Genomic DNA, 18,528 nt, shown 5'->3' on the forward strand with positions numbered 1-18,528 from the left:
CGTTCCGGCGCCGGTTCGGCGGCGCGATCTCCCGGTCGCCCCGGGGTCGTTCGGCCCCCCGGGGTCGGTGCGGAACGTGACCGGAACCCCGGACGGGGCCGCCGCGACGCGGGCCCCGGGACCCTGACGGGTCAGGGGCCAGAAGGTACAGTCGGTCCGATATGAGCAGCCAGAGCCCCTCCCGCAAGCCCCGTGTCGCCGTCGTGTTCGGCGGGCGCAGCTCCGAGCACGCGATCTCGGTCGTCACCGCAGGAGCCGTACTCGCCGCCATCGACCGTGAGAAGTACGAGGTGCTGCCCATCGGCATCACCACGGACGGCCGCTGGGCGCTGACCGCAGACGAACCCGAGCGGATGGCCATCGAGAACCGCAGACTGCCGAGCGTCTCCGAACTGGCCGACACGACGACGGGCGGCGTGCTGCTGCCGCTCGAACCGGGCAACCGCGAGGTGACGTACCACGAGCCGGGCTCCGTGCCCAAGGCGCTGGGCGAGGTGGACGTCGTCTTCCCCGTGCTGCACGGTCCGTACGGCGAAGACGGCACGTTGCAGGGGCTGCTGGAGATGTCGGGCGTGCCCTATGTCGGTGCGGGAGTGCTCGCGTCGGCGGTCGGCATGGACAAGGAGTACATGAAGCGGGTCTTCGCCTCCTTCGGACTGCCCGTCGGGCCGTACGTCACGATCCGTCCGCGGGACTGGAAGACGGACCCCGGCGGCGCGCGCAAGCGGATCCTGGACCTGGCGGGCCGGCACGGCTGGCCGCTGTTCGTGAAGCCGGCACGGGCGGGCTCCTCGATGGGCATCACCAAGGTCCACGACATCGGCGGGCTGGACGAGGCCATCGCCGAAGCCCAGCGGCACGACCCGAAGGTCGTCGTCGAGTCGCTGCTCAGCGGGCGTGAGATCGAGTGCGGTGTGCTGGAGTTCGAGGACGGCCCGCGGGCGAGCGTCCCCGCCGAGATCCCGCCGGTGAGCGCCCACGACTTCTACGACTTCGAGGCGAAGTACATCGACTCCGCCTCCGGCATCGTGCCCGCGCCGCTCACCCCCGAGGAGACCGCGAGGGTGCAGGAGCTGGCCGTGTGCGCCTTCGAGGCCGCCTCCTGCGAGGGCCTCGTCCGGGCGGATTTCTTCCGCACCGAGGACGGGGAGTTCGTCATCAACGAGATCAACACGATGCCCGGCTTCACGCCCATCTCGATGTATCCGCGGATGTGGCAGAAGAGCGGCGTCAGCTATGCGGAACTCGTGGACCGGCTCATCCAGGCCGCGCTGCGCCGCGAGACCGGCCTGCGCTGACGGGCCGGGCGCCGGCGACCGGAATGTCAGTGGTGCTCGGGCACCGAACTGCGGACGGGCTTCGCGAGGTCCGGCAGCGCGTTGATCTCAGGGGCGTGATCGCCGGGGACCGTCAACTCGACGTTCGCCTCGCGGTCGACGGTGGTGAAGCGGTAACCCTCTTCGCGCTTCTCCACCAGCCAGGAGACGCCGTTGACGTCCACCGCCTCCGCCGTGGGGTTGTAGTGTTCACTGCCGGGCGAGAGCTTCTCGGGGCGCGGCACTCCGCAGCGCAGTTCGATGGCCGGATCGCCCCAAGCCGCGGTGTACTTCGAGGCCGGGTCGAGTGTGATCCGCTCCTGCCCGTCCACGCGCTCCGGAAGCCGGTCGTGGAGCGACCGGCACGCCGCGGCGGCTTCGCCGGAGGGGTGCGGGGCCGCCGGCCCCTCCTCGACCGAGCAGCCCGCGACGGCCAGTGCGGCGACGGCGAACGTAACCCGGTAGTAAGAGGTGTTCACCGGGCGAGCATACGGGGGAGCTACAGATGAACGATCGGGCAGGTCAACGTCCGAGTGATGCCGTCGACCTTCTGGATCTCGGCGACGACCAAGCGGCCGAGCTCGTCGACGCTGTCGGCCTGCGCGCGCACGATCACGTCGTAAGGGCCGGTCACGTCCTCCGCGTGCATGATGCCCGGAAGCTTGGAGACGAAGTCGGCGACGGTCGATGCCTTGCCGACCTCGGTCTGGATCAGGATGTACGCCTGTACCACGGAACCTCCAGGGCGGCTGAGGGGAGCATGGAGGGAAGGGGAACGCCACGGTACCGCGTCGCCGCTACCCCGCGGGAGACCCGCGGCACTGTCGGTGACGGCGCACCGCTGCCGCGGGGCACGCACCCGTCGCGGGGGCGGACCGGGGCGGACGGCGCCGCCGCCTTCCGCGCAGGGGGCGCGGGCAGGGGGCGCGCGGACGGAAGGATCACGCAGCAAGTGAGGGTCGAAGGGGCGGGACGATGCAGCTGAGCGGGGACTACAACGGCGGCCGTGCGCGCACGCCCGGCACCGTCGGCGAGCTCGGAGAGTTCGGTCTGATCAGGCAGTTGACGTCCCGGCTCACGACGACTCCCGCCGTCCGCCTCGGCCCCGGGGACGACGCGGCAGTGGTCGCGGCCCCGGACCGCAGAGTCGTCGCGACGACCGACATCCTGCTGGAGGGGCGGCACTTCAGGCGCGACTGGTCCACGGCGTACGACGTGGGGCGCAAGGCCGCGGCGGAGAACCTCGCCGACATCGCCGCCATGGGCGCCTTCCCCACGGCGCTGCTGCTCGGACTCGTCGTCCCCGCGGAACTCCCCGCGAACTGGCCGATGGAGCTGATGGACGGCATCCGCGACGAGGCGCAGGTCGCCTCGGCCGCAGTCGTGGGCGGCGACGTCGTCCGCGGTGCGACGATCACCGTCTCCATCACCGCCCTCGGCGACATGCGCAACCGCGAACCGGTGACCCGCTTCGGCGCGAGGCCCGGCGACATCGTGGCCTTCACCGGCTGGCTGGGCTGGTCCGCCGCCGGACACGCGGTGCTCTCCCGGGGGTTCCGCTCGCCGCGCGCCTTCGTCGAGGCGCACCGCAGGCCCGAACCGCCGTACCACGCGGGGCCCGCCGCGGCAGGGCTCGGGGCGACCGCGATGACCGACGTCAGCGACGGGCTCGTCGCGGACCTCGGGCACATCGCCGAAGCCAGCAAGGTCCGCATCGACCTGCGCTCGGCCGACCTGGACGTGCCCGCCCAGATGTCGGACATCGGCCAGGCCGTCGGCGTGGACCCGCTGCACTGGGTCCTCACGGGCGGCGAGGACCACGCGTTGGTCGCCACCTTCCCGCCGGACGCGAAACTCCCCGCACGCTGGCGGAAGATCGGCGAAGTGCTCGCCCCGTCCGCCCAGCCGCAGGTGACGGTGGACGGCGCGGCCTGGGAGAAGGCAGGCGGCTGGGACCACTTCGGGAGCGGCGAGGAGAGCTGAACGGTCCGCGCACCTGACCGGACGGGGCGACGCAGCGCCGCGGCTGCCAGGCCGGGGGCCGATGCCGCTTCGGCGCCGAACCGGCCGCGGGCGCTCACGGCGCGCGGGCTACGGTCTAGGCATGGAGGACACAGCCGCACAGCCGTTCCCGCAAGGGCAGCCGCACGAGTCCGACCGCTCCGCCGACCCGGCGCCGCCCCGCGTACTGACGGTCGCGGGCTCCGACTCCGGCGGCGGCGCCGGCATCCAGGCCGACCTGAAGACCATGCTGGCGCTCGGCACGCACGGCATGAGCGTGGTCGCCGCCGTCACCGCCCAGAACTCCCTGGGCGTGCAGGGCTATTGGGAGCTGCCGGCGGAGGCCGTACGCGCCCAGTACCGCAGCGTCGTCGACGACATCGGGGTCCAGGCGGTCAAGACGGGGATGCTGGCCTCGGCCGAACTGGTCGAGACGGTCGCCGGGCTGCTCGCCGGAACGGACGTGCCCGTCGTCGTCGACCCCGTGGGCGTCTCGAAGCACGGCGACTCCCTCCTCGCCGAGGACGCCGTGGAAACCGTCCGCACCCGGCTGCTCGCCACCGCGACCGTCGTCACGCCCAACCTCGACGAGGTCGCGCAGCTGACGGGCGTACGCGTCTCCGGCGAGGCCGGGATGCGGGAGGCCGCCGCGGCGCTGCTGGCGTACGGACCGCGGTGGGCCCTCGTCAAGGGCGGGCACCTGCCCGCGACGTCCTCGGAGGACGGCCGGCTCCCGCAGGGCGAGGCCGTCGACCTCCTCACGGACGGCACCGAGGAGCACTGGCTGCGCGCCCCCCGCTACAGCAACCGCCACACGCACGGCACCGGCTGCACGCTCGCCAGCGCGCTGGCCGCGCTGCTGGCGCGCGGAATGTCCGTGCCGGAGGCGGCCGCGGGGGCGAAGGAGTACGTCACAGGGGCGATCGCCGCCGGATTTCCGCTGGGCTCCGGGCTCGGGCCCGTGCACCACGGATGGCGGCTGCGTACGCGCGAGGGGCGCTGAGAGCCGCGGCAGCTGTGCGCGCGGCGGCGGCCTGCCCTTTTCCGGCATGAGCAGAGCCGGTCCGTCACGTCGACGAACCGGCTCTGGAACAGCCTGCGAGGTGGCCGCGCTGCGTCAGCGCGAGACCTTGCCGGCCTTGATGCACGAGGTGCAGGCGTTGAGGCGCTTCGGCGTCCCGTTGACCACTGCACGCACGCGCTGGATGTTGGGGTTCCAGCGGCGCGGGGTGCGGCGGTGCGAGTGGGAGATGCTGTTGCCGAAGCCCGGCCCCTTGCCGCAGACGTCGCAGTTGGCAGCCACGGGTCACTCCAAAGACTTCAGATGCATGTACGGAAAATCCCGGCGACGCAGGCACGTGAGCGACCGGCACTGCCAGGGAGGTGATGAGGCCCGATACTCATCAGGCAACCGGAGCAGCATACAACGCCTGCTCACGAACAGCGAAACCAGCACCGGCCGCCCCGCATCCACCGGGCCCGCCGCTGCTCCGCGCCCCGCTCCGCCGTCTCTCCTCTAGCCTTCGGACGGCGCCCGATGCGGGCGCCCCGCCGCCGTCCGCCGTCCCCGGCCCTTATGCAGGAGGTCCCACGTGCCACAGCCGTTCGACGCCACGGTGGTACGGGCCTGGGCGGCTCTCGCGCGGGACGCCCTCGGCGAGGGCCGCGCGGAGCTCGACTCGATCAACGTCTTCCCCGTCGCGGACGGCGACACCGGCACGAACCTGCACCGCACGGTGACCGCCGCATGCGAGGGGCTGGAAGGCGAGCAGGACGGCAAAGAAGGGACCGGCACCCCCGGCGGCCCCGCCGCGCCCGTACTGCGCACCCTCGCGCGGGGAGCGCTGCTCGGCGCGTGCGGCAACTCCGGGACGATCCTGGCGCAACTGCTGCGAGGCATGGCGGAGGTCTACGGGGAAGCGCGCGGGAGTACGTCCGCGCAGACGGACGGAGCGGTGGGCCTGGAAGGCGCCGGCAGCGGGCGGCTGCTGGCCGCCGCGCTGCGTCGCGCTGCGGAGGCCGCCTACGAGGCGGTGGCACGCCCGGTCGAGGGGACGATGCTGACCGTCGCGCGCGCCGCTGCCGCCGCTGCCGAACGGGCAGTCGCCGAGAGCGGAGGCGGCGGAAGCACCGGCAGCGGCCCGGCGGACGCCACCGGCCGGGGCGCCGGCGCGGAGGCCGAGGCCGCCATCGTGGCGCTCGCCGCCCATGACGGCGCCCGTGCGGCGCTCTCCGCGACGACGGGACAGCTCGACGCTCTGCGACGGGCCGGAGTAGTCGACGCCGGGGGAAGCGGGCTCGTCGCGGTACTGGGTGCGCTGGCGGACGCGCTGTCCGACTCGGAGGGCACGTCACGTCCGCGCAGTGCGACGCCGCCGGAGGGACACCAAGCGCCCCGTCCCGCTCCCGCGGACGCCTCGGAAGGCGACCCCGCGTACGAGGTGATGTACCTCCTGGACGCCGACGACGCGGCAGTGGCCGCCCTGCGGGATCAGCTCGACGGCCTCGGCGACTCACTCGTCGTCGGCGGCGGGGACGGCCTGTGGAGCGTGCACGTCCACGTCGACGACGCCGGGGCGGCCGTGGAAGCCGGAATCGCGGCCGGCCGTCCGCACCGCATCCGCGTCACGCACCTCGCGCCGGACCCGGAGGGACCGCGCGGCGGGTGCGCCCCGGAGGTCCCGTCGGGCGGCGGCCCGGCAGGCACAGCGCAACCGTCCGGCGGCGGCTCGGGGGACGGCGAGGGCGGCACAGTCCACGGCCCGGGGCCGAGCCCTCGTGGAGGGCGCGCAGTCGTCGCCGTCGTCCACGGTGACGGGCTCGCGGACCTGTGCGAGGAAGCCGGCGCTGTCGTCATGCGCGCCGGTGGGTCGCTCGACGGCGAAGGACTGGCCGCGGCGGTCCGGGCGACCGGCGCCCCGGAGGCCGTGCTGCTGCCCAACGACGTCGAACTGCACGCGACCGCGGCAGCCGCCGCGCGGGCGGTCCGCGGATCGCCGGGCGGCATACGTGTCGCGGTGGTCCCCACGCGCGCCGCCGTGCAGGGGGTCGCCGCCCTCGCGGTGCACGATCCGGACCGCGGTTTCGACGAGGACGTCGTCGCCATGACCTCGGCCGCAGGCGCCACCCGCTACGGGGAGGTGACCGTCGCGGAGCGCAAGTCCTGGACCATGGCCGGCGTCTGCGAGGCGGGGGACGTACTGGGGCTGGTGGAGGGCGACGTGGCGGTGATCGGCTCCGACATCGCCGGCACCGCGGGGGACGTGCTGGAGCGGATGCTCGCCGCGGGCGGGGAACTGGTCACGCTGGTCGTCGGCGAGCACGCCCCCGAGGGGCTCGCCGACCAGCTCGAAGAGCGGGTGCGGGGCCATCTCGGCGTCGACACAGTGGTCTACGAAGGCGGCCGGCAGTGCGTGCCGCTGCTGATCGGAGTCGAGTAGGCGGTCAGCCCCCCGGCACCCCGGAGGAACGTCCCGCGGAGGAACGCCGCACTGAGGGCTGCCGCTGCGCGTTCAGTGCACCGGTTGCCTGTCCGGTTCCCCGGTCCTGTCACAGCCATGGTGTGCAATGGGAGCGTGCCAGCGCTCGACGAACCACTGAAGAAGATCCTCGGCGGCAACACCGCGAAGGTGATGGCCGAACACCTGGGTCTGGAGACGGTCGGAGACCTCCTCCACCACTATCCGCGGCGTTACGAGGAGCGCGGTCAGCTGACCCGCCTCGCCGACCTGCCGCTGGACGAGCACGTGACGGTGGTGGCCCAGGTCGCCAAGGCCACCGTGCACAAGTTCAACCGGGGCAGGGGGCAGCGCCTCGAGGTCGTACTCACGGACGGCAGCGGGCAGTTGAGGCTCGTCTTCTTCGGGCGCGGCATCTTCAAACCGCAGAAGGACCTGCTGCCCGGGCGCCGCGGGATGTTCGCGGGGAAGGTCGGCGTCTTCAACGGACGTCTGCAGCTCGCCCACCCGCAGTACGAACTGCTGGGTTCGGAGGGTGGGGCCGAGGAGGTCGACGCGTTCGCCAACAGGCTCATGCCGATCTATCCGGCCGTCGCCCAGCTCGCGTCCTGGAAGATCGCCAAGTCGGTCCGGACAGTGCTCGCCTCCATGGAGTCGACCGGCTGGGACGGCCTCGTCGACCCCCTGCCGCCGGCCATCCGCGACGAACAGCGGCTGATCCCGCTGCCGCGGGCCTTCGAGAAGGTGCATCGCCCCCACACGAACGCCGATGTGGCCGAGGCACGCGCCCGGTTGAAGTGGGACGAGGCGTTCGTCCTGCAGGTCGCCCTCGCCCGGCGGCGGCAGGCGGAGTCCCAACTGCCCGCCGTGCCGCGCGTTCACGTCCCGGACGGACTGCTGGACGCCTTCGACGCCAAGCTGCCCTTCACCCTCACCGAGGGGCAGCGGCACGTCAGCGCCGAGATCTTCGCGGACCTCGCCGCCGAACACCCCATGCACCGGCTCCTTCAGGGCGAGGTCGGCTCCGGCAAGGCACAGCCCCTGGACGCCCTCGTGCTCACCCCCGGGGGGTTCCGCGAGATGGGGACGATCAGCCCCGGGGACGAAGTGGTCACTCCTTCCGGGGAGTTGGCCCCCGTCGACGGCGTCTTTCCGCAGGGGGAGCGCGAAGTGTGGCGGCTGGTCCTCTCGGACGGAAGCAGCGTCGAGTGCGACGACGAGCACCTGTGGCTGGTGGGTGCCGGCGCCGTGCCCCGGCTCCCGGACGGGCAGGGCGGCACCCCGCCGCCCGGCGGCCCGGAGGCCTCGGTGCTGACGACGCGGGAGATCAGATGCGATCTGACCAGGCGTGACGGATCTCCGAAGTGGTGGCTTCCCGAGTCCGTGCCGGTCGATCTCGGCGCTCCTGCGGACGTGCCCGCCGACCCGTACGAGACGGGGCTGCTGCTCGGCCGGCAGGACGCGGAGGGAGGCGTGCCCCGGCCGTTCAGGGAAGCCTCGGTCAAGGACAGGCTGGCGGTCCTGCGCGGGCTGCTTGAAGGGCTCCCGCACGTCGCGGGCGGGTCCGGGACGGACGAGGAGACAGGCCCGCCGGCGGCCCGGCCGGAAGGCGCCGCAGTGCGCGCCGCGTCGCGGCGGCTCGCCGAGGACGTCGCATGGCTGGTGCGCTCCCTGAGCGGCCACGCGAGCGTCGCACCGGCCGGCCCCGTTCACGATTCCGGCGGCCCCTTCGACGTGACGGTGCAACTCCCGCCGCAGTACCCGGCTCTCCGGCACACGGACGAGCCCGGCGGGCAGGACCATGGCAGCCAGGGCGACGGGGGAGAGATCGCGGGACGCGCGGTCGTCGGCGTCGAACCAGCCGGACGGAAGCAGGTGCAGTGCATCAGCGTCCGCCACCCCAGCAGGGCGTACGTGACCGACAACTTCACCGTCACGCACAACACGATGGTCGCGCTGCGCGCCATGCTCACCGTCGTCGACAGCGGAGGCCAGGCCGCGCTGCTCGCCCCCACCGAGGTGCTCGCACAGCAGCACCACCGGTCGGTGACCGAGATGATGGGCGAGCTCGCGGAAGGCGGCATGCTCGGCGGCGCGGAGCAGGGTACGAAGGTCGTACTGCTCACAGGGTCGATGGGGGCGGCCGCCCGGCGGCGGGCGCTGCTGGAGCTGGCCACGGGCGAGGCCGGCATCGTCATCGGTACGCACGCGCTGATCGAGGACAAGGTCCAGTTCCACGATCTCGGACTCGTGGTCGTCGACGAGCAGCACCGTTTCGGTGTCGAGCAGCGCGACGCCCTGCGCTCCAAGGGCCGGCAGCCGCCGCACCTGCTCGTGATGACGGCGACGCCCATCCCCCGCACCGTCGCGATGACCGTCTTCGGCGATCTCGAGACGTCCGTGCTGGACCAGCTGCCCGCGGGCCGTTCGCCGATCGCCACCCACGTCGTCCCGGCCCGGGACAAGCCGCACTTCCTCGCCCGCACCTGGGAGCGCGTACGGGAGGAGACCGAGGCCGGGCACCAGACGTATGTCGTGTGCCCCCGCATCGGCGACGAGGCGGAGTCGGCGGGCGCGGCGGCGAAGGACGGCAAGCGCACGCCGGTCGGGCCGGCGTCGCGTACCGGCGGCGCTCGTGAGAGCGCGGGCAGCGAGGACGCCGGGGCGTACGGCGGCGAGGACGGCGGCGAGGAAGGTGGCGAGGTCGGGGAGGCGGACAAGCGCCCGCCCCTGGCGGTCCTGGACATCGCCGCGCAGCTGGGCGGCGGCCCGCTGTCCGGGCTGCGCGTGGAGGCCCTGCACGGGCGCATGCAGCCCGACGCCAAGGACGACGTCATGCGCCGGTTCGCCGCCGGAGAGGTCGACGTACTTGTGGCGACGACCGTCATCGAGGTGGGCGTCAACGTCCCCAACGCCACGGTCATGGTCATCATGGACGCCGACCGGTTCGGCGTCTCCCAGCTCCACCAGCTCCGCGGCCGCGTGGGCCGGGGCTCGGCCGCCGGCCTGTGCCTGCTGGTCACGGAGGCGCCGGAGGCGGGCCCGTCGAGGGCCCGGCTCGAGGCCGTCGCGGGGACGCTGGACGGCTTCGAGCTCTCGCGCATCGACCTGGAGCAGCGCCGCGAGGGCGACGTGCTGGGGCAGGCCCAGTCGGGCGTCCGCTCGTCGCTGCGGATGCTCGCGGTCATCGAGGACGAGGAGATCATCGAGGCGGCCCGTGCGGCGGCGACCGCTCTCGTCGCCGACGACCCGGAGCTGGAGCGGATGCCGGAGCTGCGCACGGCGCTGTCGGCGCTGCTCGACGAGGAGCGCGAGGACTACCTCGACAAGGGCTGAGCCGTAAGGGCTGAGCCGTGAGGGCTGAGCCGTACGGGAGGGGCCCGGCGCCGCCGCGAGTTCCTCCGCGGTGCGCGGAGAGCGCGAGAATGGGATCGTCGGTCCCACCGGAGGAGAGGACTTCGCCACCATGACCCGCGTGATCGCCGGCGCCGTCGGCGGACGGCGGCTGACCGTTCCGCCGGGTCAGGGCACCCGCCCCACGTCCGACCGGGCCCGCGAGGGCATGTTCTCCAGCTGGGAGGCCCAACTGGGCGGTGCCGCCGCCTGGCAGGGCGCCAGGGTCCTCGATCTGTTCGGTGGCTCCGGCGCGGTGGGCCTCGAAGCGCTCTCCCGCGGCGCGGCGCACGTACTCCTCGTCGAATCGGACGCCCGCGCCGCCCGCACCATCCGTCAGAACGTGAAGGCACTCGGCATGCCGGGCGCAGAGGTACGGCACGCGAAGGCAGAGCAGATCCTGTCGGGCCCGGCTCCCCAACTGCCTTACGACGTCGTCTTCCTGGACCCTCCCTACGCCGTGACCGACGCCCATGTGCGGGAGATACTGCTCACACTCCGGTCCGGCGACTGGCTGAGCGACGAAGCACTCGCCACCGTGGAGCGGAGTACCCGGGGCGGCGAATTCCGCTGGCCCGAGGGCTTCGAGGGGCTCAGGTCACGTCGCTACGGCGAGGGAACGCTCTGGTACGGTCGCGCCGCCGTACGCGGAGTCACCCCCGCGTCATGCTGACTTCTTCCGGAGCCGCCTCGCCGGCCCCAGATCGTCCGGAGAGCGAGGAAACACCAGTGCGTCGCGCAGTCTGTCCAGGATCCTTCGACCCCATCACCAACGGACACCTCGACATCATCGCCCGCGCGTCCAAGCTCTACGACTCGGTCTACGTGGCGGTGATGATCAACAACTCGAAGCGGGGCCTCTTCTCCGTGGACGAGCGGATAGACCTCATCCACGAAGTGACCGCGGCCTTCGGCAACGTGCGCGTCGAGGCCTTCCACGGCCTGCTCGTCGACTTCTGCAAGGACCGCGACATCCCCGCCATCGTCAAGGGGCTGCGGGCCGTCTCCGACTTCGACTACGAACTGCAGATGGCACAGATGAACAACGGTCTGTCCGGGGTCGAGACGCTCTTCGTGCCGACCAACCCCACCTACAGCTTCCTCTCCTCCAGCCTGGTCAAGGAGGTCGCCACCTGGGGCGGCGACGTCTCCCACCTCGTCCCCGAACCCGTTCAGCGCGCCCTGTCGGCCCGTCTCGCCAAGCCCTGAGACGCAGCCCCCGGCGCCGCTTCCCCGCATCCGCTGTCGGGCTGAGCGCGACTGGCCGTAAAGTCACCTCCGTGGACGTTCAGCAGAAACTCGACGAGATCGTGACGGCCGTGGACAGCGCGCGTGCGATGCCCATGTCGGCGTCTTGCGTGGTGAACCGCGCCGAACTGCTCGCCAAGCTGGAAGAAGTGCGCGAGGCCCTGCCCGGGTCGCTCGCGCAGGCGGAGCAAGTCCTCGGCGGCCGCGAGCAGATGGTCGCCGAAGCACAGGCCGAGGCGCAGCGCATCATCGAGTCGGGCCACGCGGAGCGGGGCTCGCTGGTCTCGGGCACCGAGGTCGTGCGCCAGGCGCAGGCGGAGGCCGAGCAGATCCTCGCGCAGGCCCGGCAGGAGGCCGCGGAGATCCGGGCGGAGGCCGACGACTACGTCGACAGCAAGCTCGCCAACTTCGAGGTCGTCCTCAGCAAGACCATCGGCTCCGTCGAGCGCGGCCGCGAGAAGCTGCTCGGCAGCGGCCCGGGCTCCGAGGAGTGGAACGAGGAGTACGCCGAGGACGCACCCGAGCGCTCCACGGACCCGCGTGAACTCCGGGACCGCGCCGACAACTACGTCGACGTCCGCCTGGGGGCCGTCTCGGCCGTGCTCACCAAGACCCTCGAGGCGGTCGGCAGGGGCCGCGCGAAGCTGCTGGGCCACCGGCCCTCCGACGAGCTCGGGGCGCACATGGCCGCGCAGGACGCCGCCGAGCAGGGCGTGCACACCAGCGACGCCGACTACATGGCGGACCTGGCGGGCGCCGGCCGTCAAGCAGCACCGCCGGCGGGCGTGCCCGGCCCGCACCCCCAGCAGGGGGCGGTCCCGGAGCAGCCCGGGTACGAGCCGGCCGCGGCCGTCGCCGATCCGTACGCCCTGCAGGCCCAGCAGGACGCGTACTACGGCGGCCAGGACGCTGCCGCGTACCAGCAGCAGTACGCCTACTACGGCCAGCAGCCCGACCCGTACTACGCGCAGCAGCAGGAGCTCCAGCAGCAGCACTACGGGCAGCAGCAGCCCCAGCCGCAGCTGGACGAGACGAGCTTCTTCGACACGAGCATGATCGACCTGGACCAGGTCCGCGAGTACGAGGCCCGCTACGGCCAGGGCTACGGGCAGGGCAGCTGAGACTCGATTGGGTCGCGGCCGGACGGTCCAGTATCCTGGCTCTTCGGTCACGCGTACATCGGCGATGACTGCTGCCCGGGTCACCCGGGCGGCGAGCCCCACCGTAGAAAGCAGGAAGCCCTGAACGCCCGCCTCGACCCCCGCGCCCCTCTCGTGTTCGACACACGTGAACTGGGGCGGCGTCCTGGCGCGATGAAGGAGCTCTCCCGCTCGGTGAAGTCTCCCGGTGGTCTCGGCGTCGAGGTCATCGGTGTGCCGGACGACGCGACGATCGAAGTGGAGCTCCGCCTGGAGTCGGTCATGGAGGGTGTGCTCGTCACAGGCACCGCCCGTGCACCGCTCAAGGGGGAGTGCGTAAGGTGTCTGGAGCCGCTGGAGCAGGAAAGCACGGCGGACTTCCAGGAGCTGTTCTCCTACCCCGACGCCGACGACCGGAGCCGCTCCGACGCGGAGACCGGCGACGACGCCGAGGAGGAGGACACTTTCTCCCTCGAGGGCGACTATCTCGACCTCGAACCCGTGCTGCGGGACGCGGTGGTTCTCTCACTGCCCCTGCAGCCGGTGTGCCGGGAAGACTGCCCGGGACTGTGCCCCGACTGCGGGGCACGCCTGGCTGACGACCCGCAGCACGCGCATGAAGACGCCGTCGACATCCGTTGGGCGGCACTGCAGGGACTCGCCGAGACCATGAAGGACGGCGAGAACGACATGCCCGGCAAAGCCGGGGACGACTCACAGGAGAAGTAGCCGTGGCTGTTCCGAAGCGGAAGATGTCGCGCAGCAACACGCGCCACCGCCGGTCGCAGTGGAAGGCTGCGGTCCCCACCCTGGTGAAGTGCGAGCGCTGCACCGAGCCGAAGCAGCAGCACATCGCGTGCCCGAACTGCGGCACCTACAACAAGCGTCAGGTCCTCGAGGTCTGATCGGCTGGTGACAGGCTTCATGTCAGACGCCCGAACCCCCGGCAGTGCTCACCGTCGCGACGGGAGCGAGCCGGCGGCACCGGCGGCGGATCTGGTGGATGCGGCCTCGTCCCACACGCTTCTGGAAGGGCGGCTCGGGTATTCCCTCGAGTCCGCCCTTCTGGTGCGTGCGCTGACGCACCGGTCCTACGCGTACGAGAACGGCGGACTGCCCACCAACGAGCGCCTCGAGTTCCTCGGAGACTCCGTCCTCGGACTGGTGGTCACCGACACCCTCTACCGCCTGCACCCGGACCTCCCGGAGGGCCAGCTCGCGAAGCTGCGCGCCGCCGTGGTCAACTCGCGTGCCCTCGCAGGGGTGGCGCGCGACCTCGACCTCGGCGCGTTCATCCAGCTGGGCCGGGGTGAAGAGGGGACCGGCGGCAGGGACAAGGCATCGATCCTGGCCGACACCCTGGAGGCCGTGATCGGCGCCGTCTACCTGGACAGGGGACTCGACGCAGCGGCCGAGCTGATCCACCGGCTCTTCGACCCGCTCATCGAGCACTCCTCGAACCTCGGTGCCGGCCTCGACTGGAAGACCAGCCTGCAGGAGCTCACGGCCGCCGAGGGCCTGGGCGTCCCGGAGTACCTGGTCACGGAGACGGGCCCGGACCACGAGAAGGTCTTCACGGCTGCTGCCCGCGTCGGTGGTGTCGCGTACGGCACCGGCACCGGCCGCAGCAAGAAGGAAGCCGAGCAGCAGGCGGCGGAGACGGCCTGGCGGGCCATCCGTGCCGAGGCGGACAAGGCGGCGGCAGCCGCGCCGCCGGACGCCGCGGCGACATCGCCAGGCGCCTGACCTGCAACATCGCGTACAGACGGACCTGCGGGCCCGGCCCGGACGGGCGGGGCCCGCAGTCCGCTTTCCGGCAGGCGCCGGCCCTGCCCCGGCCCCCCCCGTGCGAGGAGAATCAGTGCCCGAGCTGCCCGAGGTAGAAGTCGTCCGCCACGGGCTGGAGCGATGGGCCGCGGGGCGCACCATCGCGGAGGTGGAGGTGCTCCACCCCCGCGCGGTCCGCCGGCACCCCGCCGGCGGCGCCGACTTCGCCGCACGGCTCCGGGGCCACCGCTTCGGTCCCGCAAAGCGCAGAGGCAAGTACCTGTGGCTCCCGCTCGACGAGGGCTTCTGCGTCCTGGCCCACCTCGGCATGAGCGGTCAGCTCCTCATACAGCCCGGCTCCGCTCCCGACGAGAAGCATCTGCGCATCCGGGTCACCTTCGAGGACGCGGACGAGGGCGAGCTCCGCTTCGTCGACCAGCGCACGTTCGGCGGGCTCTCCCTGCACCCGGAGATCCCCGCCCGGCACCCCGGCGGGCAGCCGCCCACGACGGGCACGGCCGAGACCCTCCCGGACGTGATCGCCCACATCGCCCGCGACCCCCTTGACCCCGCCTTCGACGAGGCGGCCTTCTGCGCGGCGCTGCGCCGGCGCCGTTCGACGATCAAGCGCGCGCTGCTCGACCAGTCGCTGATCAGCGGTGTCGGCAACATCTACGCGGACGAGGCGCTGTGGCGCGCCAAGCTGCACTACGAGCGTCCGACCGCTTCCCTCACCCGGCCCCGTACCGTCGAACTGCTCGGCCACGTCCGCGACGTGATGAACGCGGCGCTCGCCGCCGGCGGCACCAGCTTCGACAGCCTCTACGTGAACGTCAACGGCGAGTCCGGCTACTTCGAGCGCTCACTGGACGCCTACGGACGCGAGGACGAGCCCTGCCGCCGGTGCGGAACGCTCATGCGCAGGCGGCCCTGGATGAACAGGTCCAGCTACTTCTGCCCGCGCTGCCAGCCCGCTCCCCGCCCGAGGCGGACCGTCGGGTCGGCGGCCGGCGCGAGCAGCGGCCCGCGGGCCTGACACGATCTCAGCAGCAGGCGCCGCGCGCCCCCTCCGCGCTTGAGGCTCGTACCGCCATATTCGGGTGCCTTCCCGTGGCGGGCCCGGCATCATGACCCGATGACTTCAGCCGAGCCGCCCGCCGCGGCCCTCTCCTGGGCAGCGGAGGCAGCGGGTTCAGCCGTCCCGGCGCGCACCGTGCGACGCCTCATGGGCGGCACCCACGCGGTGACCCATCTGCTCGAAACCGCTGAACCGGCCCTGGAGACGGTGCTGCAGCGGTTCCCGCCGGGAGACGCAGGGACGGCGGTTCGGTGAACCCGCCCTCCTGCTCTCACGGCTCCCGGGCAGCGCCGACATCACGTCCGTCTCTCCGGACGGCATGGCGGTGCAGCTGGGCCGGGTGCTCGCACAGATCCATGCCGTGCCGCTGGAGCGGTTCGGCGGTCTGCGGGACGGCGTGGCCGCCGCGGCGGCGTCCGCCGGCGGCAGCGGCGGACCGGCGGCCTCCGTTCTGGCCGCTCACGGCCACCGCCTCGCGGACCAGCCCCCGGTCCTGACGCACTACGACTTCTGGGCGGGCAACGTGCTGTGGCAGGAGGGCCGGGTGACGGGCGTCATCGACTGGTCGGGGGCGTCGCTCGCGCCGCGGGGCTTCGACGTGAGCTGGTGCCGGTTCGACATGGTGCTGCTGCACGGTCCGGCCGCCGCCGACGTCTTCCTGAAGGCGTACGAGGAAGCCGCCGAAGAGACGGTGCCCGACACGGAGTTGTGGGATCTGTCGACGATGGCGAGGAGCTGGCGGACCGTGGAGACCTGGCATCCGAACTACCGCGACCTCGGCCGCACCGACCTGACCGGAGCCGCGCTGAGGAGGTCGCACACGGAGTGGACCCGGCGGTGCCTGGCGACGTGGGGACGGGAGGAGAGGCCCCGCATCTGACGAGCCCCGGACCGTCCCGGGCGGCGTCCGCCGGCACGCAAGCGGCCGGACGGGCGGCGGGCCGGAGTAGCGACACAGAACAGAGCCCCGGTCCGGCTGAGTGCCGTCCCGGGGCTCTGACCTGCGTTTTTCTCAGTAACCGAAGTTCTGCGTCCACCAAGGGCCGTCGTCGCCCGAGAGGTAGGCGCCGACACCCAGCGTGCGGTACTCGCAGTTGAGGATGTTGGCCTTGTGGGCGGGACTGTCCATCCAGTCCTCCATGACCTCCTCGGCGCTGGACTGACCGCGGGCGATGTTCTCTCCGCCCAGGTCGAGGATCCCTGCCTCCTCCGCACGGTCCCACGGGCCGGAGCCGTCGGGGGCGATGTGGCTGAAGAAGCCCAGGATCGCCATGTCCTTGGCGAAGTCGCCGGCCATCTCGATGAGACTGCGGTCGGCCTTCACGGGCTTGCAGCCCGCGTCCTCCCGCTCCTCGTTGACCAGCGACAGCACCTCGGCCTCCGCGACCTCGGTGCGGCTCTTCGGAGCGCCGCCCCCTGACGAGCCGGAACCCGAGCCGGAGCCCGATCCGGAACCCTCGTCGCTGCCGGAACCGCTCTCGCTTCCGCCGCCGGGGTTGCCGCCGCCCGGCTCGGACGGCTGCGAGTTGTCGCCGCCGGGGTTGCCGCCGCCCGGTTCGGACGGCTGCGAACCGCCCGGGTCCTGGGGCTGCTCGGCCCCGGGAGACTCCGGAGGCACAGCGCCGCCTTCGCCGTTTCCGGCGCCGTCACCGCCCGGGGCCTCGGATCCGCCCGAGGGCGAGGGCACGGAAGGAAGCTCGGACGTGTCGGGGGGGCCACCGGCCTCTACATCGCTGTACTGGGTCCCCGAGCCTCCGCCGGGCTGCGGGATCACGGTGGACGCGACGGCCACTGCTCCCATGGCCATCGCCGCGGACGCTCCCAGGAGTCCCGCCCGAGCCGACAGCCCGCCACCTCGCGAGGGAGGGGGGATCGGCCTGCGGTGCGAGCCGCGCTGCCGGGCACCGGCGTCATATGTGACGGCGGGGGGCTCGGGAGCGTGGGATACACGTCTGTGACGGCCCATCTCTGAAGTCCTCACAATGTTTTCGGCTTCCCAGCCTCATCCGTTCGGGTGAAGCTCGTTGAGCCGGACTTTAACGCATGACAGACGGGACGCATGTGCCGGTCGAGGAAATGTCCGGATAGCCTCCGCCCATGACTGCGGGTATTGCGAAGGCGGATGACAATAACGCGGCACCGGGCGCGGCCGTGCGGATGACCGCGTGGGTGCGCGGGCGCGTACAAGGGGTCGGCTTCCGGTGGTTCACGCGTGCGGAGGCTCTGCGTATCGGCGGCGTGGAGGGGTTCGTGATCAATCTCCGGGACGGCAGGGTCCAAGTCGTCGCCGAGGGAGGGCGAATCGAGTGCGAGCGGCTGCTGGAATGGCTGCGCGCCGGAGACACGCCCGGGAACGTAAGCGGCGTCACAGAGATATGGGATCAGCCGCGCGGCGGCTACGACGGCTTCGCGATTCGATGATCCAAAGCGGTTGCCATTCGTGGCTCACCATGCAAGGCTGCCGCAACGAGTGGTTGTTAGTGATCTTCACGCCCCCCGCGGGCCGCCGCCTCCGGCGCAGGAACGCCGTCGAGACAGGGCCGCCCAGGGTCGCGGGGCGTGATCGTGTTGACCGTCAAACCTTTTGGTGAGAAGCTGGAAGTCCCCCGCAACCGGACTGTTCGATCCGGAAAATAACTTCAGAAGTGGTACTCGCGGGCGCGAAATTTCCCTCACGACCAACAACCACTCGTGTTGGTCACTCAGTGTGGAGGACCATCGATCATGGCAAAGGCGCTTCTCGGTTACGTCGGCGGCTCAGACCCCCGAGTCCTCTCCGAGATGCGACGGCTGCAGCAGCGCGTACAGGACCTGGAATCCGAGCTCGTACGGATGCAGGCCGAGAACGACGCTCTCTCCGCCGCCGCACGGCATCAGGACTCGATGCTCGAAAGCATCGACATCGACGTACACCAGGCGGAACCCGCGCTGACCTGACCCACGGTCAAGATCGGCGTTGGCAGCCGCTCAGATCATTTGCGAGGGACGCTTCGGCGTCCCTTCGTTCTTTTGTGGGGTGGCCTCGGTCTTTCCCCATCACTGCTGGTTCTGCTGGCTGTTGGGCGCTGCGCTTACCGACTGATGTGCCCCTCACCTACCTCGGCGAAACCGAATGGCCCAACGTGACT

General features: G+C 72.0%; 20 protein-coding genes. 16 read left to right on the forward strand and 4 right to left on the reverse strand.

Annotation, left to right across the window (positions count from 1 at the left end; genetic code table 11):
• Positions 1-161: 161 nt before the first annotated feature.
• Positions 162-1,298 carry a D-alanine--D-alanine ligase family protein gene (locus H181DRAFT_RS15105; RefSeq protein WP_045864953.1) on the forward strand — a complete coding sequence of 379 codons (1,137 nt, stop codon included), beginning with the start codon at positions 162-164 and terminating at the stop codon, positions 1,296-1,298.
• Positions 1,299-1,324: 26 nt separating this feature from the next.
• Here H181DRAFT_RS15105 and H181DRAFT_RS15110 read toward each other — a convergent pair whose 3' ends face one another.
• Both H181DRAFT_RS15110 and H181DRAFT_RS15115 read right to left on the reverse strand, forming a co-directional pair.
• On the reverse strand, positions 1,325-1,795 hold the full coding sequence (locus H181DRAFT_RS15110; RefSeq protein WP_045864954.1) for a DUF3515 domain-containing protein: 471 nt from the start codon (positions 1,793-1,795) through the stop codon (positions 1,325-1,327).
• A 20-nt stretch (positions 1,796-1,815) separates the two neighbouring features.
• The gene (locus H181DRAFT_RS15115; protein ID WP_045864955.1) at positions 1,816-2,049 is read right to left on the reverse strand and encodes an Lrp/AsnC family transcriptional regulator; all 234 of its coding nucleotides are present in this window, start codon (positions 2,047-2,049) and stop codon (positions 1,816-1,818) included.
• Between the two features lie 242 nt (positions 2,050-2,291).
• On the opposite strand from H181DRAFT_RS15115, the gene H181DRAFT_RS15120 reads away from it, so the two are divergent.
• Both H181DRAFT_RS15120 and thiD read left to right on the forward strand, forming a co-directional pair.
• The gene (locus H181DRAFT_RS15120; protein ID WP_045864956.1) at positions 2,292-3,299 is read left to right on the forward strand and encodes a thiamine-phosphate kinase; all 1,008 of its coding nucleotides are present in this window, start codon (positions 2,292-2,294) and stop codon (positions 3,297-3,299) included.
• Between the two features lie 121 nt (positions 3,300-3,420).
• Complete coding sequence (gene thiD, locus H181DRAFT_RS15125; RefSeq protein WP_078895750.1) at positions 3,421-4,320, forward strand: bifunctional hydroxymethylpyrimidine kinase/phosphomethylpyrimidine kinase; 900 nt, start codon at positions 3,421-3,423, stop codon at positions 4,318-4,320.
• A 114-nt stretch (positions 4,321-4,434) separates the two neighbouring features.
• On the opposite strand, the gene rpmB is transcribed toward thiD, so the two are convergent.
• Positions 4,435-4,620 (reverse strand): 50S ribosomal protein L28, encoded by a 186-nt coding sequence (gene rpmB / locus H181DRAFT_RS15130; protein ID WP_028435377.1) that lies wholly within the window; start codon positions 4,618-4,620, stop codon positions 4,435-4,437.
• A gap of 289 nt (positions 4,621-4,909) precedes the next feature.
• On the opposite strand from rpmB, the gene H181DRAFT_RS15135 reads away from it, so the two are divergent.
• The 11 genes from H181DRAFT_RS15135 (at position 4,910) to H181DRAFT_RS15185 (ending at position 16,280) form a co-directional block, all read left to right on the forward strand.
• Positions 4,910-6,757, forward strand: a complete 1,848-nt coding sequence (locus H181DRAFT_RS15135) for a DAK2 domain-containing protein (RefSeq protein ID WP_045864957.1) — start codon at positions 4,910-4,912, stop codon at positions 6,755-6,757.
• Between the two features lie 117 nt (positions 6,758-6,874).
• Positions 6,875-10,111: a helicase-related protein gene (locus H181DRAFT_RS15140; protein ID WP_045864958.1), complete on the forward strand. Its 3,237-nt coding sequence runs from the start codon at positions 6,875-6,877 to the stop codon at positions 10,109-10,111.
• 130 nt (positions 10,112-10,241) lie between these two features.
• Positions 10,242-10,841: a 16S rRNA (guanine(966)-N(2))-methyltransferase RsmD gene (gene rsmD / locus H181DRAFT_RS15145; RefSeq protein ID WP_045865134.1), complete on the forward strand. Its 600-nt coding sequence runs from the start codon at positions 10,242-10,244 to the stop codon at positions 10,839-10,841.
• Between the two features lie 56 nt (positions 10,842-10,897).
• The gene (coaD, locus tag H181DRAFT_RS15150; RefSeq protein ID WP_045864959.1) at positions 10,898-11,377 is read left to right on the forward strand and encodes a pantetheine-phosphate adenylyltransferase; all 480 of its coding nucleotides are present in this window, start codon (positions 10,898-10,900) and stop codon (positions 11,375-11,377) included.
• A 71-nt stretch (positions 11,378-11,448) separates the two neighbouring features.
• On the forward strand, positions 11,449-12,537 hold the full coding sequence (locus tag H181DRAFT_RS15155) for a cell division initiation protein (protein ID WP_045864960.1): 1,089 nt from the start codon (positions 11,449-11,451) through the stop codon (positions 12,535-12,537).
• A gap of 153 nt (positions 12,538-12,690) precedes the next feature.
• Positions 12,691-13,284, forward strand: a complete 594-nt coding sequence (locus tag H181DRAFT_RS15160) for a YceD family protein (RefSeq protein WP_175439774.1) — start codon at positions 12,691-12,693, stop codon at positions 13,282-13,284.
• 2 nt (positions 13,285-13,286) lie between these two features.
• Positions 13,287-13,460, forward strand: coding sequence for a 50S ribosomal protein L32 (gene rpmF / locus H181DRAFT_RS15165; RefSeq protein ID WP_045864962.1), 174 nt, complete (start codon positions 13,287-13,289; stop codon positions 13,458-13,460).
• Between the two features lie 19 nt (positions 13,461-13,479).
• Positions 13,480-14,301 carry a ribonuclease III gene (rnc, locus tag H181DRAFT_RS15170; RefSeq protein ID WP_045865135.1) on the forward strand — a complete coding sequence of 274 codons (822 nt, stop codon included), beginning with the start codon at positions 13,480-13,482 and terminating at the stop codon, positions 14,299-14,301.
• A 115-nt stretch (positions 14,302-14,416) separates the two neighbouring features.
• Entirely contained in the window at positions 14,417-15,358 is a 942-nt protein-coding gene (gene mutM, locus H181DRAFT_RS15175; RefSeq protein WP_045864963.1) for a bifunctional DNA-formamidopyrimidine glycosylase/DNA-(apurinic or apyrimidinic site) lyase, read from the forward strand.
• 99 nt (positions 15,359-15,457) lie between these two features.
• Positions 15,458-15,655, forward strand: coding sequence for a hypothetical protein (locus tag H181DRAFT_RS29170; RefSeq protein ID WP_139131708.1), 198 nt, complete (start codon positions 15,458-15,460; stop codon positions 15,653-15,655).
• Between the two features lie 40 nt (positions 15,656-15,695).
• On the forward strand, positions 15,696-16,280 hold the full coding sequence (locus tag H181DRAFT_RS15185) for a phosphotransferase family protein (protein ID WP_254666861.1): 585 nt from the start codon (positions 15,696-15,698) through the stop codon (positions 16,278-16,280).
• Positions 16,281-16,412: 132 nt separating this feature from the next.
• Here the strand turns inward: H181DRAFT_RS15185 and H181DRAFT_RS15190 are convergent, their stop codons facing one another.
• Positions 16,413-17,207, reverse strand: coding sequence for a CAP domain-containing protein (locus tag H181DRAFT_RS15190; RefSeq protein WP_045864965.1), 795 nt, complete (start codon positions 17,205-17,207; stop codon positions 16,413-16,415).
• A 290-nt stretch (positions 17,208-17,497) separates the two neighbouring features.
• Between H181DRAFT_RS15190 and H181DRAFT_RS15195 the strand changes: the two genes are divergently transcribed.
• Both H181DRAFT_RS15195 and H181DRAFT_RS15200 read left to right on the forward strand, forming a co-directional pair.
• The gene (locus tag H181DRAFT_RS15195) at positions 17,498-17,821 is read left to right on the forward strand and encodes an acylphosphatase (RefSeq protein WP_045864966.1); all 324 of its coding nucleotides are present in this window, start codon (positions 17,498-17,500) and stop codon (positions 17,819-17,821) included.
• A 303-nt stretch (positions 17,822-18,124) separates the two neighbouring features.
• The gene (locus H181DRAFT_RS15200) at positions 18,125-18,337 is read left to right on the forward strand and encodes a hypothetical protein (RefSeq protein ID WP_045864967.1); all 213 of its coding nucleotides are present in this window, start codon (positions 18,125-18,127) and stop codon (positions 18,335-18,337) included.
• The last annotated feature ends 191 nt before the right edge of the window (positions 18,338-18,528 follow it).

Source organism: Streptomyces sp. WMMB 714 (assembly GCF_900090125.1).
Classification (GTDB): domain Bacteria; phylum Actinomycetota; class Actinomycetes; order Streptomycetales; family Streptomycetaceae; genus Streptomyces; species Streptomyces daqingensis.

Excerpts from the sequence above, each read along its gene's own strand:
- H181DRAFT_RS15105 (WP_045864953.1), top strand. The coding sequence starts at position 162 with ATGAGCAGCCAGAGCCCCTCCCGCAAGCCCCGTGTCGCCGTCGTGTTC.
- H181DRAFT_RS15120 (WP_045864956.1), top strand. The coding sequence starts at position 2,292 with ATGCAGCTGAGCGGGGACTACAACGGCGGCCGTGCGCGCACGCCCGGC.
- thiD (WP_078895750.1), top strand. The coding sequence starts at position 3,421 with ATGGAGGACACAGCCGCACAGCCGTTCCCGCAAGGGCAGCCGCACGAG.
- H181DRAFT_RS15140 (WP_045864958.1), top strand. The coding sequence starts at position 6,875 with ATGGTGTGCAATGGGAGCGTGCCAGCGCTCGACGAACCACTGAAGAAG.
- rsmD (WP_045865134.1), top strand. The coding sequence starts at position 10,242 with ATGACCCGCGTGATCGCCGGCGCCGTCGGCGGACGGCGGCTGACCGTT.
- rnc (WP_045865135.1), top strand. The coding sequence starts at position 13,480 with ATGTCAGACGCCCGAACCCCCGGCAGTGCTCACCGTCGCGACGGGAGC.
- H181DRAFT_RS29170 (WP_139131708.1), top strand. The coding sequence starts at position 15,458 with ATGACTTCAGCCGAGCCGCCCGCCGCGGCCCTCTCCTGGGCAGCGGAG.
- H181DRAFT_RS15190 (WP_045864965.1), bottom strand. The coding sequence starts at position 17,207 with ATGGCCATGGGAGCAGTGGCCGTCGCGTCCACCGTGATCCCGCAGCCC.
- H181DRAFT_RS15195 (WP_045864966.1), top strand. The coding sequence starts at position 17,498 with ATGACTGCGGGTATTGCGAAGGCGGATGACAATAACGCGGCACCGGGC.
- H181DRAFT_RS15200 (WP_045864967.1), top strand. The coding sequence starts at position 18,125 with ATGGCAAAGGCGCTTCTCGGTTACGTCGGCGGCTCAGACCCCCGAGTC.